We start from the raw sequence: 20,333 nt of genomic DNA on the forward strand, positions 1-20,333 counted from the left end.
TTCTATGATTCGATGTGTTTTGATAGTATGTTGTTTAGTTGTTTTTTCCTGTGGAAAAGATAACGGACCTGGATATCAAGAACCATATGATCCAAATAAATCTGATGATGACCCTGTTGTAATCGTACCGTTAAGTGATGAAGAAATGATGGATTTAACCCAAAAAGAAACTTTCAAGTATTTTTGGGATTTTGCCAATTTAAATTCCGGAGCAGCAAAGGAGCGTTACCATCCTAAAGAACCAGCTTTAAATCAAAATGTGGTTACCACAGGTGGAACTGGTTTCGGATTTATGAGTATTTTGGTAGGCATAGAACGAGGTTACGTTACCAGAACAGAAGCTGTTTCTAGATTAAACAAAATTCTAACATTTTTAGAAAATGCAGATAGATTTCATGGTGCATGGTCACATTGGATAGATGGCAACTCTGGAAATGTTTTGCCTTTTAGCCCAAAAGATGATGGTGGCGATTTAGTTGAAACCGCTTTTTTGGTTCAAGGGCTAATTTGCATAAAAGAATATTTTAAGAATGGTTCAGATACAGAAAAAGCCTTGGCTCAAAAGGCAGATGTACTTTGGAAAGGTGTTGAATGGAATTGGTACACACAAAATCAAGATGTTTTGTATTGGCATTGGAGCCCGAATTTTGGATTTGAAAAAAACTTAAAACTCACAGGTTATAACGAGGTTTTGGTTACTTATGTTTTAGGAGCTGCATCCCCAGATTATTCTATCAGCAAAGTCGCTTATGAAAAAGGGTGGGCAAGCAGCGGTGGCATTAAATCATCTGCAGCACAATATGGTTTTCCGTTGGTGTTGAGACATGCTGGTGGTTCAAACTTTGGCGGACCATTATTTTTCAGCCATTATTCATTCTTAGGATTAAATCCGAAAAATTTAACCGACCAATACGGAAATTACTGGAATCTTGCCGTAAATCATACCAAAATCAATCGTCAATATTGTATTGCGAATCCAAAAAACTATGTTGATTACGGAGCGGATTGTTGGGGTTTAACCGCTAGTTATTCCAGAAATACTGATGGAACACGAGGCTATTCAGCTCACAGTCCATCAAACGATAAAGGGGTTGTGTCTCCAACAGCAGCAATTAGTTCAATACCTTATACGCCTAATGAATCCTTAAAAGTGATGCATTATCTCTATCAGAAAAAAGATAAAATGCTTGGGCCTGCAGGGTTTTACGATGCCTTTAGTCCACATTATAACTTTTGGGTAACCGAAACTTATTTAGCGATAGACCAAGGCCCTCAAATTGTCATGATTGAAAACCACAGAACAGGTTTACTTTGGAATTTATTCATGCAAAATGAAGATGTTAAAAAAGGATTGGATAAATTAGGATTCAATTATTGAAATTTAAAAAATGATTCAAAAGTCAATAAAATATTCATTAATAATGTTTTTGATAAGCGTATCAAATATTTTGATGGCGCAACATCAAGAATTGTATTCAGAAGAATATTTTATTAATCAATCTGATACTATGCAATATCGCATGATGATGCCAAAAGACTTCGACACATCAAAAAAATATCCAGTCGTTTTGTTTTTACATGGCGCTGGAGAACGTGGAAATAATAATCAATCACAATTAGTTCACGGTAGTAAATTATTTGCTTCCGAAGAAAACAGAATTAATTTTCCTGCAATCGTTGTCTTTCCACAATGTCCTAAGAATTCCTATTGGGCAAATGCAACGGTAGATAGGACTTCAAGACCCATAAAATTAGAGTTCCCGTTGGATATAAAACCTACAGCACCTCTAAAATTGGTCATGCAATTAATGGAAGATATGGTTTCAAAACCTTATGTAAATAAACATCAAGTTTACGTAGGTGGTTTATCCATGGGTGGCATTGGTGCTTTTGAAATTGTTTACCGAAAGCCAGAATTATTTGCTGCGGCGTTTTCAATTTGTGGCGCAGGAAATCCAGAAGCTACAAAAGTGTATGCGAAAACCACACCGTTTTGGGTGTTTCATGGCGCCAATGATGATGTCGTAAACCCTCAATTATCTGTAAAAATGGTGGATGGTATTTTGAAGCACGGCGGCAAACCAAGTTTCACATTATATGCCAAGGACAACCATAATAGTTGGGATTCTGCTTTTGCCGAACCAGAATTGTTACCATGGCTATTTTCAAATTTAAAACATTAAAAAATGATTAAAACACTAACCAAAACTTGTATTTTTTTACTCATAATAACTGTTTTTAGTTGTAAAACAGATTCTAATACCACTTCTAAAAAAGAAACATCTTTTGATGCTAAAGTAGACTCCATAATGAGTTTAATGACGTTGCAAGAAAAAATAGGACAAACCGTTATGTATAGTGGTAGTGGAGCGGTTACAGGGCCAACAGTAAATAAAAATTTCAGAACCTATATTAAAGGTGCTGAAGTAGGTGCTATGCTAAATGTATATTCTGCTAAAGCAACTAGAGATTTGCAAAAATTGGCAGTTGAAGAAACCCGTTTGGGAATTCCGTTGTTGTTTGGTTATGATGTCATTCATGGTTTTAGAACCATTTTTCCAATCAATTTAGGACTTGCAGCAAGTTGGGATCTAGAAGATATTGAAAAAGGTACACGTATTGCGGCTGAAGAAGCCTCCGCAGTAGGTATCCATTGGACGTTTGCCCCAATGGTTGATATAGGAAGGGATCCGCGTTGGGGGCGAATTTCTGAAGGCGCAGGAGAAGATGTATACTTAGGTAGCAAAATAGCAAAGGCTTATGTAAAAGGGTTTCAAGGCGATAACCTATCAAAAGACAACACCATTTTAGCATGCGCAAAACATTTTGTAGGTTATGGTGCTGCTCAGGCAGGTCGTGATTATCATACCGTAAACATGGGGCATGATGAATTGAGAAACGTCTATTTACCACCATTTAAAGCAGCTGTTGATGCTGGTGTTGAAACATTTATGACGGCTTTTAATGAGTTGAACGGCGTTCCAGCAACTGCTAATAAATTCATTTTTAAGGATGTTTTAAGAGACGAATGGCACTTCAATGGTTTTGTGGTTACAGATTATACGGCTATAAACGAATTGGTTGAACACGGTTTTGCTAAAGATGAAAAACACGCCACAAAATTAGCAATTGAAGCTGGTATAGACCAAGATATGATGAGTAGTGCAAACCGCTTATATCTTGAGGGATTAGTAAACGAAGGCGAAGTTGATGTTGCATTGGTTAACGATGCTTGCAGAAGAATTCTCTTAACAAAATACAAATTAGGGTTGTTTGATGACCCTTATAAATATTGTAATGAGCAACGTGAAAAGGAAGTGATTTACAAACCAGAATTTTTGGAAGCAGCGCGAAAATCTGCTGCCATGTGTTCTGTACTATTAAAGAATGATGAAAACGCATTGCCTTTAGATAAAAATCAAACCATTGCCTTAATCGGGCCTTTGGTAAAAGACAAAGAAAACATTATTGGAAATTGGGCAGCAGCAGGCGATAGAAGAGGAAAAGCCATTAGTGTACATCAAGGTGTTCAAGAGTATTTAAGCGATTCAAAAATTAGTTTCGCAAAAGGATGTGAGATTGAAGGCGAAGACGAAAGCGATTTCAGAAACGCTATTTCCGCAGCAAAAAGAGCCGACAAAATAGTGATGGTTATGGGAGAAGATTATGATATGAGTGGAGAAGCAGCTTGCAGAACTAATATAAAATTACCAGGCCGCCAAACCGATTTAATTAAAGCGATACGAAAAGCGGTACCAAACAAAAAAATCATTTTGGTATTGATGAATGGTCGCCCATTAGATTTGTCTGAAGAAGATATTTTGGTCGATGCGATTCTAGAAACTTGGTTTCCAGGAACTAGTGGGGGTTATGGTGTTGCAGATGTGCTTTTTGGTACATACAATCCATCTGCAAAATTACCGGTTACATTTCCAAGAACTTTAGGACAGGTACCTATTTATTACAATATGAAAAATACGGGACGTCCAGTTCCAGCTAGTAACCCACATGAGGATTATAAATCTCATTATCTAGATGCTCCAAATACGCCATTGTATCCTTTTGGTCATGGGTTGAGTTATACCACTTTTGGGTATTCTGATGTTAAATTGTCATCAAATACAATTGGGTTTTCAGATACCTTATCAGTTTCTGCAACTATTACAAATACAGGAGATTATGATGGATATGAGGTGGTTCAGTTGTATGTTCATGATAAAGTGGGAAGTATTACAAGACCAGTAAAAGAACTCAAAGGGTTCCAAAAAATATTCCTTAAAAAGGACGAAAGTAAAACCGTGAATTTTGACATAACCGCTGAAGATTTAAAGTTTTATAATGCCGAAATGAAATTTGATGTAGAGCCAGGAGAATTTGAAATTTCCATTAAAGGCACTTCAGATTTCGACTTTGAACATACCTTTACATTAGAATAGTTAATAGCAAGAACCTGAGAGGTTTTCAAAACTTTGTAGGTTTAATATCACCTAAAAAAGGCCTGTCAGGTTTTCAAAATCGACAGGTCTAAAACTCATAAAAACATTGAATTTGAATAGTTCATACAAAACAATCTTTAGCATTTGCATTTTAGTATGCAACATCTTTCTGTTTAAAATAGAAGCCCAAACCGTTACCATAAATTCGGGCTGGCAGTTTGTTTTAGGAAATAGAAATTCTGAAAATTGGGAAACCATAAACATTCCACATACTTGGAATAAAGACGATGCTTTTGATGATTTAAAAGGTTACTACAGAGGTGTTGGATGGTATAAAAAACAACTTTTTTTTCTGTTGAAAGTGAAAATTTAATTCACTATTTGCATTTTAAAGGTGTGAATCAAGAAGCGGATGTTTATGTAAATGGTAATCATGTAGGTAATCATAAAGGCGGCTATACGGCATTCAATTTTAATATTTCAAAGCATCTGAAATTTAATGCTTATAATTTAATTGAAGTTAAAGTAGATAACAGTCACAACGAAAACATACCGCCATTAGATGCAGATTTTACATTCTATGGCGGTATGTATCGAGACGTGCAACTCATTTCAAAACCTAAACAACATTTTTCATTATCCGATTTTGCGTCGGATGGTTTTTATGTGAACTATTATTCGGTTTCTGAAGAAAAAGCGGGTTTAGAAGTTAAAGTATTGATGGATAATTTTAGTAAGAGCTCTTCAGATAATAAACTAAAAGCAGTTATTCTAGATGCTGAAAATAAAATCATTTTTTCTAAAAACCTGAATTTTAAAAGTAGTGCTGAAGCTTCGGAAGCTTTAGATATTAAATTTTCAGAAATATACAATCCCAAACTCTGGTCGCCCGAATCTCCGTATTTATATAAGTTGAAACTTCAATTATCCGATGACAGCGGAACTGTTTTAGATGAAAAAAATCAAAATATTGGTTTTCGTTGGGCTAGCGTAGATCCTGAAAAAGGATTCTTTTTAAATGGGAAACCGATTAAATTAATTGGCGTCAATCGGCATCAAGATTATGAAGGTTATGGAAATGCAGTCCCTATGGAACTTCAAAAAAAAGACATTCAACTTATAAAAGATATGGGTGCAAATGTGCTTAGAAATGCCCACTATCCACAGTCACGAGAATTGTATGATATGTGTGATAAACTCGGGATTCTAGTGTGGACAGAAATTCCCGTAGTCAACAAGGTAACGAGTACAAAAACGTTTTTTGATGTGTGTATAAACATGCAAAAAGAACATGTAAAACAATATTATAACCACCCTTCTGTAGTGATGTTTGGTTACATGAACGAAATTTATTTGCGACTGGCTTTTGATGGTAAATCGACTGAAACTGAAAAAGAAAATCAGAAAAACGCAGCTTTAGATTTAGCCAAACAATTAGAAAAATTAACCCGAGAATTAGCACCAAATCACATCACGGTAATGGCGGGGCATTTAAACGAATTATACAATGAAACTGGAATAGCAGATTTGCCCATGTTATTCGGTTGGAACTTATACTTTGGTTGGTATGATAAAGACATTCCAGATTTGGGAATCTTTTTGGATGAACAGCACAAACGTTATCCAAATCGGTCTTTATTGCTATCAGAATATGGTCCCGGAGCAGATGCTAGAATTTTTACGAAGACTCCCAAAAAGTTCGATTTTTCAACAGAGTATCAAGCAAAATTGCATCAATCCTATTACCAGCAAATTACCGAGAGACCTTACATGACTGGAATGACGGCGTGGAATTTTGCAGATTTTGGTTCTGAATTCCGTGGCGATGCCATACCACATGTTAATCAAAAAGGATTGATTCAGTATGATAGAACACCAAAGGAAATTTACTATTGGTACAAATCGGTTTTAGATAAGAATGCGCCTTTTACTCATATTGCTTCAGGGTATTTAGATGGATTGACTTTATTTAATGATGAGGCTTATCCTGTTCAAATATTTTCAAATCAAAAGAATGGAGAAGTATTTTTGAATGGTAAAAAAATTCAAGATGTGACGTTTGTAAATGGAGTTGTAACTGTTGACCTGCCATTTCAAAATGGAGATAATACTATTAAAGTAATTTTAGGGACGACTTCCGAAGAAAAAACTATTAACATCATAAAAATCAATGTTTTAAATTTTGAAACATTTTCTAGAATAGGAATCAATATTGGCTCCCATTTTTATTTTAAGGATGATGAGCGTCAATTAACTTTCGTTCCAGATCAACCGTATAAAAAAGGGTTTTTTGGGTATGAAAACGGAGAGGTGTATAATGTGAGTAAAGAAAAACACCAAGGCATTCCATATAGTATCAGAAATACAGATTCAGACCCATTATTCCAAACTATGTTGGAAGGTTGTACACGTTATAAATTGGATGTTCCTGATGGAGCATACAAAGTAACTTTGTTTTTTGTAGAACCTAAAATAAAGCCTACTGAAAATATTTATAATCTAAATGCTACAGTAGAACTTCTAGAAAGCGAAAAAGAACAACGCATTTTTGATGTTTATTTGAATGATGTTTGCATAGAAAAGCAGTTCAATATGGCAGAAGAATATCCTGAAAAATATGGTGTTGAAAAATCGGTAGTTGTTCATATTAATAATAATCAAGGTTTAAATATTTCTTTAAGGCCTGTAGAAGGGAAGCCCGTGATAAGTGGTGTTTTAATTGAAAAACTGAATTAATGAAATATAGAATTTTAGTATTCTTTTTTAGTATTAGTGCTTTTGTATTCTCGCAAAACAAAACCACGTATACCTACGCTAAAAAGGGTTCTGAAGATTTAAAGTTAGATGTTTACACTCCAAAAAATTTAAAAAAGAGCGACAGTTTACCAGTAGTTTTATGGATGCACGGTGGTGGCTTTGCAGGTGGTAATAGAGATAATCCAGATGAGGTAAAATTTATGAAATACCTTAATGCCAATGGCTACATTGGTATTTCAATATCGTACAGATTATTATTAAAAGGTTCAAAAACAGGTTCTGGTTGCGACTGCCCAAAAACCTTTAAGCTCGATGTTTTTAGACAAGCAGCCATTGATTATCTGGATGCTGCGAAATATGTGGTTGAACATAAAAAAGAACTTCAAATAGATGCTTCAAAAATCATCGCTGGAGGCAGTAGCGCCGGAGCAGAGGGTGTGCTAAATGCGGTGTACCTAAAAAACTTTTTTGTAGATGATGTTTCTATATATAAAGATGTGAATTTTGCGGGCGTAATAGCGTTGGCAGGAGCTTTGGTAAATTCAGATTATATCTCTAAAGATAATACTGTTCCAACAGTTTTATTTCATGGGACTGATGATAACCTCGTGCCTTTTGGTAAAGCGCCACATCATTACTGCGCATCTGATAGATTGGGTTATATGATTTTAGAAGGTTCTGAAATTATTGCTGATAAATTGAATGATTTAGAAACTTCATTTTATTTACATAAAGTAGTCGGAGGTAGACACGAATTGAATCAAATTCCTTTCAATCATTTAGATGATATATTCGATTTTTTTAAGCGAACCATTCAGCAGAATGAAACCATTCAAACAACAAAAACTATAATCAATACACCATGAAAAACTTAATCTATGTGCTTTTTGTAATCGTAGCTTTTCAATCTTGTAAAGAAGATAAAAAGGAAGAAGTTGCCGTAAACTCAAAAAGGCCCAACATCATTTTTATCATGGCAGACGACCACGCTACACAAGCTATAAGTGCCTACGGCCACCCCATAAGCCAATTGGCGCCAACTCCAAATATTGATAGAATTGCTAACGAAGGCGCAATCTTCAAAAATAATTTCTGTACCAACTCTATTTGTGGCCCGAGTCGCGCTGTAATTTTAACAGGAAAACATAGCCATGTAAACGGATTCAGGATGAATGGCAATCGTTTTGATGGTAGCCAACAAACGTATCCGAAACTGTTACAAAAAGCGGGTTATAAAACTGCTGTGTTTGGTAAATGGCATTTACATGGTGCACCGGAAGGTTTTGATTATTGGAACATTCTTCAAGACCAAGGTAATTATTACAACCCTAATTTTATCTCAGTAAACCCAGAAACTAAAACCATTGATACTACTATGGTTCAAGGCTATGCCACCGATATTGTAACTGATGATGCCATTAGATATTTAGATAAAATTAAAGACAGTCAGCAACCATTCATGATGATGGTGCAACATAAAGCACCACATAGAAACTGGATGCCAGCATTACGACACGTTAATAAATATGATAATATAAAGTTCCCCATACCAGACACGTATTTTGCAGACCATAAAAACTCTACGGCTTCAAAAGAGCAATACCAAACTATTTACAGGGACATGTATGAAGGTCATGATTTGAAAATGACAAAAAAGAAAGGGAGTCCAGAATTGGCACACAATCCGTGGAAAACGGATTTTAATCGAATGACTCCAGAACAACGTGCCGTTTGGGATAAAGCCTATCAACCAAAAAATGACGCATTTCATGATTCCAATTTAAAAGGAAAAGATTTAGACTTATGGAAATTACAACGCTATTTACAAGATTATTTGGCAACTATTGCTGCGGTAGATGAAGGTGTTGGTAGAATTTTAGATTATTTAAAAGCGAATAATTTAGAAGAAAATACCATCGTAATTTACACCACAGACCAAGGGTTTTATTTAGGCGAAAAAGGCTGGTTCGATAAGCGTTTTATGTATGAAGAATCGTTGGAAATGCCAATGCTAATGAAATATCCAAAAGTGATTAAGGCGGGTACTGAAATTACCGCATTAACCCAAAATCTGGATTTTGCTGAAACCTTTTTAGACTTTGCAAATGTTGATATCCCTGAAGATATGCAAGGAAAATCATTAAAGCCTTTGGTTACTAAAAAAATAAAGGATGAGGATTTTAGAGATGCCATTTATTACCACTATTACGATTTTCCGGCATTTCATATGGTTAAGAAAATGTATGGAGTGCGTACAGATCGCTTTAAATTAATTCATGTGTATGATGATATTAATGAATGGGAATTATACGATTTAAAAGAAGATCCTTCAGAAGTTAATAATGTGATAAATGATGATGCTTATAATGAAATTGAACAAATTTTGCGACAACGATTAGCAGAATTACAAGAAGAATATAATGTTACTAATAAAGAATTAAAACAAGCTAACAAAAAACAAATTCAAAGAGCCTATAAAGGTTTTGAACGATTAAGAGGACAACCAATGGAAGCTTATGAGCACTAAACAATTTAATATAGCAATTGCTTTTTTGATTCTTATTGGGTTTCAGGCCTGTAAGGATGCAGGTAATATAGAAAAACAAGAGACTTCTAAAACTACTTTAGAATATAAAAATAATTCTAATACGTATTGTAATCCATTGGATATAGACTATACCTACATGGTTTACAATTCAAGCAGAAACTTATCCTATCGCTCAGGCGCAGACCCTGCTGTAATCGAATTCCGTGGAGAATATTACATGTTCGTCACGCGTTCTTTTGGCTATTGGCATTCTACAGATTTGGTAAACTGGAAATTCATTAAGCCCCAACAATGGTTTTTTGAAGGATGCAACGCACCTACTGCTTTTAATTATAAAGATTCATTAGTTTATTTTGCTGGCGATCCAGCGGGCTATGGAAGCATTCTTTACACAGATAATCCAAAAGAAGGAAAATGGACACCAACAGCTTCTATTTCAAAAAATATTCAAGATTCAGAATTGTTTATTGATGACGACGGCAAGACGTATTTATATTGGGGATCGTCCAATGTACACCCTATCCGCGTAAAAATGCTGAATAAAGACGACCGTTTTCTCGAAACAGGTGTTAAAAAAGAATTGATCAATCTTGTTGAGGAGAAATATGGATGGGAACGCTTTGGCGAAAATAATTTTCATCCCACTTTGGAGGAAGGTTATATGGAAGGCGCTTCAATGACAAAGCACAAAGGGAAATATTATTTACAGTATGCCGCTCCTGGGACTCAGTTTAATGTGTATGCAGATGGTGCATATATTGGAGATACACCTCTAGGGCCATTTAAGTGTATGAAAAATAATCCAATGAGTTTTAAGCCGGGAGGGTTTACCAATGGTGCAGGACATGGTATTACCGTTAAGCAAACCAACGGACAATATTGGCATTTTGGAACAATGGCATTGGCCTCTAATGCGCAATGGGAACGTCGTTTGTGTATGTTTCCAACTTATTTTGACGATGAAGGCTTAATGTACTGCACTACAGATTATGGCGATTATCCGCGTTTTGCTCCAAGCCATCCTACAAAAGCAGGACATCATAATGGCTGGATGTTGCTTTCTTATAAAGGAAGTACTACGGTGTCATCATCATTAAAACAGATTATGAAATTCACATCGAATGACGATGATGTGCAGGTCACAGAATTACCTCTCGAAAAAACCGCAAGCGAAGAAATTATATCGAAAGTATTGACTGATGAAAACCCGAAAACATTTTGGGTGGCCGAAGCCAATAATGATAAACAATGGCTAAAAATTGAAATGCAAAACCCAGGAAAGATTTATGCGTTTCAGTTGAATTTTCATGACCACGAATCAGGTATCTATACCCGAACCGAAGGATTGAGACATCGTTTCAGTATAGAAACATCAGAAGATGGTAAAAATTGGAAAACTGTAGTTGATAGAAGCAAAAGTGATATTGATGCGCCTAACGCTTATGTCGTATTAGATACCCCAGTTCATGCGAAGTATGTGCGCTATAACAATGTAGAAGTGTCTGGAGCAAATTTTGCTATGTCTGAGTTCAGGGTGTTTGGTATGGGTAATGGCGAAATACCAACAAGTGTAAAAGAGTTCAGGGTAAAACGCAAAACCGACCGAAGAGATATAGCATTTACTTGGAATCCTGTAAAAGGTGCTCAGGGTTATAACATTCGTTGGGGAATTGCTCCAGACAAACTTTACCAGTCGTGGTTGGTTTACGATACCAATGAACATTTTATGCGGTGTTTGGATCGAGATACTTCATATTATTTTACAATAGAAGCATTTAATGAAAATGGGATTTCAGAAAAAAGTGCTGTTTTATTTGCTGAATAATTAGGGTTTATTTTGGGAATTTATGATTAGTTCCGAAAGATTTTGGGACGGTACATTGACCTTTTTTTATATTATTCCTTTTGGTGTTTTAGAATTCAGAATAGAAAAAGCCCCTGAGGAGGAGCCTTTTCATCGTTATTAGTTTTTAACCAATAACCAAACTAAACTAAACTAAACTAAACAATTTCATTTGTAAAACTTCTTCAACATAAAAGAGTTTTAGTTACTTTTCTATTCCACACTAAATCGAAATATTTGAGATTCCGAACTATTGTTTTGATCGTCTTTTGTAACAATTCTCCAGTAATAGGTATTCCCAGAACTTACAGTAACTAAAAATTTGAATTGGTGGTTGTAGTCGTCTTGTTACTTGGTGGGGTTGTTGTTCCAAAAAACAGATCATAGTCCTTAATATCATTATCTACATCTGCTCCAGACCATTGTAATTGAGTGCTTGTAGTAGATGCAGCCAACTTAGCTGATAAAGCAGGGGCAACCAATTCTGCTGGAAATGGTGCATATGATGAAACTGCTTCTCCTGCATTATAAAATTTCCAGGTGCCGCTTTGGGCAGTTTGCGTTATTGAGTTTTTTGAGACTACATACCAAGAATAAGGTGTGCCTCTTAAAATTTTCACGCTTTTTTCTGAAACCGTTGCTGTATAATTTGCTGTAGTTTGTGTCTCTAGATTTTTTATAAATAACTGGTATGAGTCTGTATTGTTGGCATCATTCCAATTGAAAACAATTGTACTTTCTGTACTTGTTAAATTGGAACCTTCGGTACATTCCGAATTATTGTTGGGGAATACCAAGGTTGCTGGGCTCGGCGGGTCTTTTTTTCAGGTCCAGGATCTGGAGTATCATCGCCACCGCCACTACTGCAATTGAAACAAAAAAGACACAAAGCGAAGCTTCCGATAATATATATAAGTGATGTTTTCATTAGTTCTTAATAATTTTAAAGCTTTTACTATTTATTTTAGTTGCAACTTTTAAGATGTAAATTCCTTTAGAGAAACTAGAGGTATCAATTCTTAAATTAGGTGTTGGGCTACTCGTATTGTAGACTTTGTTACCTAAAACAGAATATATTTCTACTGTTGCAATACCAGAGTTTAATTCGCCTAAATAGACAGTTAAGTTGTCTGTAATTGGATTAGGGAATGCAGCAATTTCATTACCATAAAAAATGGTTTTTTCAAATTTACCTTGACATGTTTTATCAGTCTCAACACTAATTTTGTTCTCTCCCACTCGTAATTGAAGTTCTATTTGGGAGGCTGAGGTTTCCGTGGTAACACCATTTAGGGTTACTTTATAAGAATCACTACCATCCATGTTTAGTGCAATGGAGTTCTTTGTATTGCTAATTTTTGAGGTTACAGATAAATCTTCGGGTTCATTAATTGTTATATTAAAACATTGTTCATAATCTGCTTGCCCTTCAACTGTAATACAAACTTTGTAATCTCCAGCTTCTAAATTGGATTTTATAAAAGAAGTTGTAAAAGCATCCGATGTATTTAAACCATTACCAGTTATTGTTGCTGTATAATTTAAATTTTTTACAGCAGCAATATCTATAATTCCGTTATTACTACTCCTGCAAGTTTCACTAGCTAATTGTAATTTAAAATTAGTAACAGGTAATACGAATATTTCACATCCGTTAGCATCTACAGTTGCTCCCAATGGTGTATTGGCACAAGCATCATCTGCGTTTAATATGCTATCACTATCTAAATCATTTGGGTCAATCACAGGTTGTGTTGCGTAAACTCTATATTCTCCTGGAGCTAATGTCATTGATGATGAAACATTAAATACTTCTAGGGGAGTATTGTTATTTAATAAATTGTACCAAGTTCCAGTTTTTGAGAATTCAGGGACTATAGATTTATTAACAATATCAAAATTAGCGATAATAGTTACATCGAAATCTCCCGCATTATCATTTAAATTGATGCGTTTTACTAAGCCATTCAAACTATATGAAAAATCAGTTGTATTGAATGTTGAAGGATATTCTTTTTTTAGTAGCATTATTTTCGACGTTACGCCATACAAATCTAAACGGTCTGCATCTTCGTCATAATTTAAAGTCCACGCCACAGGTTTTCTGTCTAATCTACAGTTACCATTTGTAATATCGTTTTCACAGTTAATACTTTTATCATAACCAAGTTCTCCAAATTGCCAAAGCATTTTTGGTCCAGGAACGCCATAAAAAATAACGGTTGCTGCTTCTATTCTATCTAAAGCAGTTTCAAAATTTTTGGTATCAAGTTCAGCATTAGAATTACCGTTGTTTAGGTTTCTTACCATTAAGCGCTCCTCATCATGACTTTCCATATAACCAACAATATGAGGATTGTTCCAATTTCTTTCAGTATAAGATAACCAAGATACATCTGTGTCAGAAGTATAACCCATGGTGTTTTGATTGAAATTATGGTTAAGATTTCCCCAAAGCATAAAACCGTAATCGGCTAGAACTTTTTCTTCTGAATTATCTGCTAAATGTTCTAAAATTAAATAAGCGTCAGACGATACATTGTTTGTAATATAATCGGCATAGTCTTGTAAAATAGCTACTCTAGAAGCATCGTAGTTTCCCCAAGCTCCCACATTACTCGGATTGTTGGTTTGTGTAAATCCTTTTGATAAATCAAAACGAAATCCGTCTACTCTAAATTCATCAATCCAATATTTTAAAGTTTGTTTTACATAAGTTTTTGTGTATTCACTCTCATGATTAAAATCGTAACCTACATTAAAAGGATGTTTTGCATCTGGATTTAACCAAGGATTATCAACAGCGGGTTTTGCATTGGCGCTATCCCAGTATAATTGTGCTAACGGACTTTGGCTAAAGGCATGATTGTAAACCACATCTATAACAACTGCAATCCCTTTTTCGTGACAAGCATCTACAAAAGACTTAAAATGATTTTGAGTGCCATAAGCTTTATCTAAAGCACCATGAAAAGATGGGTTGTAACCCCAACTATCATTACCTTCAAACTCATTAATTGGCATTAATTCTATGGTATTTACACCAAGATTTTCTAAGTAATCAAGATGTGTCATAGCCTCTAAAAATGAATCAGATTCTGTAAAATCTCGAATCAGCATTTCATAAATGATGAGATTTTCTTTATTAGGTTTTACAAATGAATTTGTTTGCCATGTATAAGGCGTTTCGTTTATTTGAAAAGTAGATACATTTCCTGATGTTTTCCCTGATGGATAAGCCATAAGGTTTGGGTAAGTAGTGTCAGGAATAAATTGATCGTTATTCGGGTCTAGTATTTTTTTAGAATAAGGATCAGCGACTGTTAAACTGTAATCCACGTAGTACTGATACGCATATTCTGTGTTGGCGTCTAAACCATTTAAGGTTAACCAGAATGTATCATTATCTTTTTTCATTTGATACATCGGGTTTAATTCCCAATTATTGAAACTTCCTATTAGAAAAACATCTGTTTTTAAAGGTGCTTGAAGTACGAAAGTTACAGAACCATCATTGTTTTTATTTACCCCGTTTTCTAAACCACTTGGAAGTGTTTCATTTATAGTTGGTGTTTTTACATATACTGAAATAGTTTCATCTTTAGTTTCACTACCTTGAATCGCAGTTGCATTAATTGTATATGCACCTGTTGTAGTAAATGTGTAAGCTGATGAAATAGAAGTTGCACTAGTAGCCGTTTGAATTGAAGCCGTATTCACTTTCAATTCTAAATCTGTAGATACACTAGATTCTGCACTTATTGTAATATTATCGTTTAAATTGAATACAGCATTGTTTGAAGGATTGGTAATGGTAACGTTTAAGCCGTCTTCAAAAATAGGTATAAAAATATCTGGTCTAGATTGTTGGCTACCATCAGCACTTCTAAAAACTATAGCAATATTAGTAATCGTTGCACCAACATCTGTATTGTAAAAGGTTAAAATATCTGGTGTGATTACCAGTTCATAAATATTTGTACTCTTTCTTGTTAATTTTGGTTGTGTTGTATTATTTCCCCATGCGCCAATAACATGTTTCCAATCAGAATTACCTGTAGATGCAGAGGTTAAAACTCCAGTATGAGCATAAATATCACCCGTGTAATTATCTAATTCTGATCCTGTGGCATCAAAAGTAATTGTAATAGCAGTAGAAGCTGTGGGTATTGCAGGTATTGTTGAAACTGTTTGCGAATAAGAACATACTGCAAACATCAACATGAGTATTGAAACTATTTTTTTCATAGTAACTTTTTTGGAAAAAAAGGCTGATATGTTTACACCAGCCTTTTTAATAACACTTAAATTGAACTTAATTTTAATTTACAGTTACTGTTCCTTTATTGAAATCAACTGTAATAGTGTACGTGCCAGCTCCAGGGGATTTTACGTTCTGTTCGTTATCTCTAACTAAAGTACCTGGGTAAGCTCCATTTTCTCCCCAATCATTATTCCAAGAACCTTGCACAGGCAAGAATTTAAATTCATCAGAAGCTGTTAAAGCTTGGCTGATTTCAAATAACCCTTCAGATATTTTTGTAAAAGCAGGAGCTGTTGTGTTATCCCAGCCATTTGGAGAGCCTACTAAATATAGGTTTTCAGGCACTTCTAATACTGAATATGATAAATCGTTGAAATTAACGGTAACCATATACGTACCTGCATCAGCTACCTTAATGTTATTTTCGCCATCTTGAACTATGTTACCGCTACTATCAGGATTTTCTCCCCAATCACCAGCCCAATCACCAGAAGTAGGCAGCATTTTAAATTCGTCACCAGCACTAAATGTTTGTATTCTTGCGAAAATGCCATTTCCTGATGTGTTAAATTGTTGTGTAGCGTCGACATTATTCCATCCATTGTGAGCTCCAACCATGTATAGGTTATCTATTTTAGCTAATGAGAAACTTAATGTGTTGAAATTTACTATGACTACATAGTTGCCAGCATCGGTTACTTTAATGTTGTTTTCTCCATCTTGCACTATTTTGCCAGCATTAACAGGATCTTCACCCCAATCACCAGCCCAGTCACCAGAAGTTGGTATCATTTTAAATTCATCACCAGCACTAAACGCTTGTACTTTTACAAAGGTGCCATTACCATCATTATAGAATTGTTGAGTAGCATCGGCATTGTTCCATCCGTTATGTGCTCCAACCATAAATAAATTATCAGGGATAGCTCCTTTAAAAGCTGTTAATGCTATTTCAATAGCATCAGAAACTCTTACTAAATCTCCAGCGGTAGAGTTAACTATAGCGTTAATTCTAATGTCAAAATTTGCTGCTTCTTCTGGAGCGCCGCCATTAGCAAGAACTAAATCGTTTAAGTCTTCATGAGAAATCTCAAATGTAGTGTCATTAGTTGTGGTCATTATTACTGAAGAATCAAAATTAGTTCCAGCAGGAGCCATTTCAATTTCATAAGCCACAGTAACTGTGCTTGTTTCATCAATTTCTGAATCAATCCATGATAATGTTAGTGCAGTATCTTCTGGGTTTTGATCTGATAATACAATGCTAGAACCATTCGCTGGATTTGAAATCATAGGAGGTGTTTCTGCATATTTTGAAACTTGCATTAAAATCACATTTGATAATTCGTTACCAGTATTTAATCTTATGTAAATAGGCGCATCTGAAAATGATTTGATTCCAGTACTCTGTAATAAGTCATTTAATTCTCTTACAGTCATTGAGAAGTTAGTGTTCTCCGTATTACCCAAAACAATAGGTGATGAGAATTCAGCATCTGTTGACATTTCTACAGCATACGAACTGCTTCCAGTAACTTCATCATTCCAAGAAATTGTAAATGCTGGGTTATCAGGTAAAGCAAAATTTAAAAATATATTACTTATACCAGGTGTATTTAATACAAACTCTGCATCTGGAGTTGTAATTTCTAAGGTTTCTTCTATTTCGCAAGATGCAAACAGTAAGGTTGCTGCTAGCAAAAGAAAGCCTATTTTATTTATAATTAATTTCATTTGTCTTAAATTATTAAGTTAGTCTTATAAGTTTAATGGGATTAGGATATATCTTCCTGTTAAGTCGTTAAACCATACATCATAATCGTCTTCAACAATTACTGGTATTGATCCGCCACCTGCGGTTGCAACTCCTGAAAAACTAGATGTACTTCCCCATGATGTGCCTGAACCAGTCATGAAATTTGCCTCTCCTGGTGTTAACCTTATAGCTGTAGCATACCAAATATGACCATCAAAAGCTAAAGGAGTCATAGCAGTTGAAACTGCAACACTTGATCCTTCAAGAGATAGAGATGCTGGACTAGTAATACCAGCGCCATTAAATGGTTCGAAAGTAAATGTGTCACTTCCAAAATTTATTGTAAATGTGTAAAAGCCTTCAGGAATTCCATCGCCTCCTCCATAAGGAAATCTTTCAGGATCACTACCGCCTCCAGGGTTGTTGCCTACGGTTATTCCATCGTCAGTTCCCCATTGTGGTTGCCATAGCCCTTTTGTTGAAAGCACTTTAAAATGCCCATTATCTGCCCATCGTCCAGTATAATAATAGACGTTTGGATTATTTTCATCTCTAAATAAAGCTGGATTGTTGTTATTGTTATTCCAACCTGGAGCAGTTGCATCCCCAACTAAATAATAATCATTAAATACGTAGTTGAAATAAGGGTAAACATCAAATTGTAATGTATTAGACGCTATGGTTTCACTCTGTTGAGAACCTAGAGACGCTACTACACGCGTGTAAATAGTTGCCCATTCGAAAGGATTTAATCCTGCATTTCCTGCAGCAGAATTTATTTCGCCTACTGATAAAGTAATGGTACTACGTCCTGTAACGTTTGCAGCTACAACAGGTGCTGAGAATGTTTCATCACTAGAAAATTGAACAGCATAGTTTATGGCAGTTTGTTGTCCGTAATCAGACTCAGACCAATTGAATGCAACTGCTGGATTTCCAGTATTTGCAGCATCTAGTTCTATTTGAGAAACATTAATAGCTTCTAAAACAGGTGCGCTAGGTGTCGATATCGTGAATAATTCAGAATCATCGTCGCATGAACTAAGGAATAGTAAAACCAACCCAATAAAGCTAAAAGCTGAAATTCGTTTATATGTTTTCATCATCTTATTTGTGTTTTATTTTTTAGTATCCTGTGTTTTGAGTTAAGTTAGGATTTGCAGCCATACTTCCAACAGGAATAGGATACAAGTTGAAGTGTTCAGGAAGTGAAATACCATTACTTCCGTTTCCTTTCCAAGCCCAATTATAATTTCCACCAGTAAACCTACCGTATCTAATTAAATCTTGTCTTCTGTGTGCTTCCCAATGTAATTCTCGAGCTCTTTCGTCTAGAATAAAATCTAATGTTAAATTTCCAGAAGAAATTGTATTAGGATTGTTTGCTCTTGTTCTTAAATCGTTAATGTACCCTAGAGCTGTAGAAAGGTTGCCACCACCACCTCTAAGGTGAGCTTCAGCATACATTAAATAAACATCTGCAAGTCTGTATAAAGGGAAATCAGTATCAACAAATGTTTTATCAACACCAAATCCACCAGTTGAAGTCGCATTAGAGTATTTTTGAATCACATACCCAGTATCTTTGTCTGATATATCTGGAATATCAATTGGTCTATCAGCAGATATAATTGTATTTCTATCGTCACCAGAAAAAGAACCATCAAAAAGATTGGCAAATTGTTTTCTAACTCTAAGGGCTCCTCCCCATCCGTCTGCACCAACACCAACTTCAACACCATTTTTCTCTAAACTTCCTACCGAACCGTTAATCATTACTGTTGTAGGGCCATAGTTTTGTGTAGAAGCGCCATCAGATACTATTGGAAAAATAATTTCCTTGGTCGCTGAATTTGTATTGTTATCAGCCATGAAGTTATGTAAATAGCTATCAGCTAATTCATAGCCACCACCGATTATTTTTTCGCAATATGAAATACAGTCGCTATATTTATTTTCGTTGATATAAACTTCAGCATTTAAATATATTTTTGCTAAAATCATTTGAGCAACACCTCTATCAGCTCTGCCATATTCGTTCTGTCTTGCGGCAACTAAATCATTTTCAATTGCTAATAATTCAGACTCCACAAAAGTGAATAATTGAGCTCTGTCATAAACTTCAGGTTGAGAGTTTATAGGTGTAGTTTCATCTGCAAAATTTGCTTTTCCAAACAAATCCATCATATAATAATAAGCCATAGCTCTCATTAACCTGGCTTCTGCTCTATATTCTACAATGTCATCTTTTGTTGCATCAGATACGTTTCTAGAGTTCAATTTGTCTTCAGTCGTTTCACGCAAAAAGTTATTTGCTAGTGCTATCGATAAATGGGCTCTACTGAACATTCCTAATAACAAAGGATTTTGTGCGGTCCATATGTTTCTTTGAATTTCTCTAGTGCCAGGATCATTTTCATAAGACCAAATCATTTGATCTGCAGAAAGAGTTTGAGTATATAAAAGTACACGCCCAAATTGACTGGTGCCAGCATCAATATTTTTTAAGTTAGAACTTTCTGCTCCATCTGTTCCGGTTAATGCTAAATTTGCATAAATACCAGCTAAAACTTGTTTATAAGCCGATTCATCATCAAATAAATCTTCGCTTAAAACAGTTTGGTCGTCGTTAGGTATGATATTCAAATCATCGGTACACGATACTAGTGTCAAGATAAAAAGGCATATTACCCCAATTGTTTTGCGTAGTTTAAATTTTGTATTCATAG

At 35.1% G+C, this 20,333-nt stretch carries 13 protein-coding genes; 8 read left to right on the top strand and 5 right to left on the bottom strand.

Annotated features, from left to right (window positions below; genetic code table 11):
* Nucleotides 1–4 precede the first annotated feature (4 nt).
* From AC0L5U_RS17735 to AC0L5U_RS17770, 8 genes are all read left to right on the top strand, one after another.
* Nucleotides 5–1,378 carry a glucoamylase family protein gene (locus AC0L5U_RS17735; RefSeq protein WP_473417770.1) on the top strand — a complete coding sequence of 458 codons (1,374 nt, stop codon included), beginning with the start codon at nucleotides 5–7 and terminating at the stop codon, nucleotides 1,376–1,378.
* Between the two features lie 10 nt (nucleotides 1,379–1,388).
* Nucleotides 1,389–2,183: a carboxylesterase family protein gene (locus AC0L5U_RS17740; RefSeq protein ID WP_473417771.1), complete on the top strand. Its 795-nt coding sequence runs from the start codon at nucleotides 1,389–1,391 to the stop codon at nucleotides 2,181–2,183.
* A gap of 3 nt (nucleotides 2,184–2,186) precedes the next feature.
* Entirely contained in the window at nucleotides 2,187–4,436 is a 2,250-nt protein-coding gene (bglX, locus tag AC0L5U_RS17745; RefSeq protein WP_473417772.1) for a beta-glucosidase BglX, read from the top strand.
* A gap of 112 nt (nucleotides 4,437–4,548) precedes the next feature.
* Entirely contained in the window at nucleotides 4,549–4,809 is a 261-nt protein-coding gene (locus tag AC0L5U_RS17750) for a hypothetical protein (protein ID WP_473417773.1), read from the top strand.
* A gap of 8 nt (nucleotides 4,810–4,817) precedes the next feature.
* Complete coding sequence (locus AC0L5U_RS17755; RefSeq protein ID WP_473417774.1) at nucleotides 4,818–7,172, top strand: glycoside hydrolase family 2 TIM barrel-domain containing protein; 2,355 nt, start codon at nucleotides 4,818–4,820, stop codon at nucleotides 7,170–7,172.
* Nucleotides 7,172–8,059, top strand: coding sequence for an alpha/beta hydrolase (locus tag AC0L5U_RS17760; protein ID WP_473417775.1), 888 nt, complete (start codon nucleotides 7,172–7,174; stop codon nucleotides 8,057–8,059). Before AC0L5U_RS17755 ends, AC0L5U_RS17760 begins: the two co-directional genes overlap by 1 nt.
* Entirely contained in the window at nucleotides 8,056–9,720 is a 1,665-nt protein-coding gene (locus AC0L5U_RS17765; protein WP_473417776.1) for a sulfatase family protein, read from the top strand. Before AC0L5U_RS17760 ends, AC0L5U_RS17765 begins: the two co-directional genes overlap by 4 nt.
* Nucleotides 9,710–11,566 (top strand): family 43 glycosylhydrolase, encoded by a 1,857-nt coding sequence (locus AC0L5U_RS17770; RefSeq protein WP_473417777.1) that lies wholly within the window; start codon nucleotides 9,710–9,712, stop codon nucleotides 11,564–11,566. Before AC0L5U_RS17765 ends, AC0L5U_RS17770 begins: the two co-directional genes overlap by 11 nt.
* 332 nt (nucleotides 11,567–11,898) lie before the next feature.
* On the opposite strand, the gene AC0L5U_RS17775 is transcribed toward AC0L5U_RS17770, so the two are convergent.
* The 5 genes from AC0L5U_RS17775 to AC0L5U_RS17795 form a co-directional block, all read right to left on the bottom strand.
* Nucleotides 11,899–12,381: a hypothetical protein gene (locus tag AC0L5U_RS17775; protein WP_473417778.1), complete on the bottom strand. Its 483-nt coding sequence runs from the start codon at nucleotides 12,379–12,381 to the stop codon at nucleotides 11,899–11,901.
* Between the two features lie 130 nt (nucleotides 12,382–12,511).
* Nucleotides 12,512–15,832: an alpha-amylase family glycosyl hydrolase gene (locus AC0L5U_RS17780; protein WP_473417779.1), complete on the bottom strand. Its 3,321-nt coding sequence runs from the start codon at nucleotides 15,830–15,832 to the stop codon at nucleotides 12,512–12,514.
* A 73-nt stretch (nucleotides 15,833–15,905) separates the two neighbouring features.
* A complete protein-coding gene (locus AC0L5U_RS17785) occupies nucleotides 15,906–17,582 on the bottom strand; it encodes a SusE domain-containing protein (RefSeq protein WP_473417780.1) in 1,677 nt (558 codons plus the stop codon).
* Between the two features lie 24 nt (nucleotides 17,583–17,606).
* Nucleotides 17,607–18,710: a SusE domain-containing protein gene (locus tag AC0L5U_RS17790; protein WP_473417782.1), complete on the bottom strand. Its 1,104-nt coding sequence runs from the start codon at nucleotides 18,708–18,710 to the stop codon at nucleotides 17,607–17,609.
* 19 nt (nucleotides 18,711–18,729) lie between these two features.
* Complete coding sequence (locus AC0L5U_RS17795) at nucleotides 18,730–20,331, bottom strand: RagB/SusD family nutrient uptake outer membrane protein (RefSeq protein WP_473417783.1); 1,602 nt, start codon at nucleotides 20,329–20,331, stop codon at nucleotides 18,730–18,732.
* Nucleotides 20,332–20,333 lie beyond the last annotated feature (2 nt).

Source organism: Jejuia sp. G7-7 (assembly GCF_055808955.1).

Excerpts from the sequence above, each read along its gene's own strand:
- AC0L5U_RS17735 (WP_473417770.1), top strand. The coding sequence starts at position 5 with ATGATTCGATGTGTTTTGATAGTATGTTGTTTAGTTGTTTTTTCCTGT.
- AC0L5U_RS17740 (WP_473417771.1), top strand. The coding sequence starts at position 1,389 with ATGATTCAAAAGTCAATAAAATATTCATTAATAATGTTTTTGATAAGC.
- bglX (WP_473417772.1), top strand. The coding sequence starts at position 2,187 with ATGATTAAAACACTAACCAAAACTTGTATTTTTTTACTCATAATAACT.
- AC0L5U_RS17760 (WP_473417775.1), top strand. The coding sequence starts at position 7,172 with ATGAAATATAGAATTTTAGTATTCTTTTTTAGTATTAGTGCTTTTGTA.
- AC0L5U_RS17765 (WP_473417776.1), top strand. The coding sequence starts at position 8,056 with ATGAAAAACTTAATCTATGTGCTTTTTGTAATCGTAGCTTTTCAATCT.
- AC0L5U_RS17770 (WP_473417777.1), top strand. The coding sequence starts at position 9,710 with ATGAGCACTAAACAATTTAATATAGCAATTGCTTTTTTGATTCTTATT.
- AC0L5U_RS17780 (WP_473417779.1), bottom strand. The coding sequence starts at position 15,832 with ATGAAAAAAATAGTTTCAATACTCATGTTGATGTTTGCAGTATGTTCT.
- AC0L5U_RS17785 (WP_473417780.1), bottom strand. The coding sequence starts at position 17,582 with ATGAAATTAATTATAAATAAAATAGGCTTTCTTTTGCTAGCAGCAACC.
- AC0L5U_RS17790 (WP_473417782.1), bottom strand. The coding sequence starts at position 18,710 with ATGATGAAAACATATAAACGAATTTCAGCTTTTAGCTTTATTGGGTTG.
- AC0L5U_RS17795 (WP_473417783.1), bottom strand. The coding sequence starts at position 20,331 with ATGAATACAAAATTTAAACTACGCAAAACAATTGGGGTAATATGCCTT.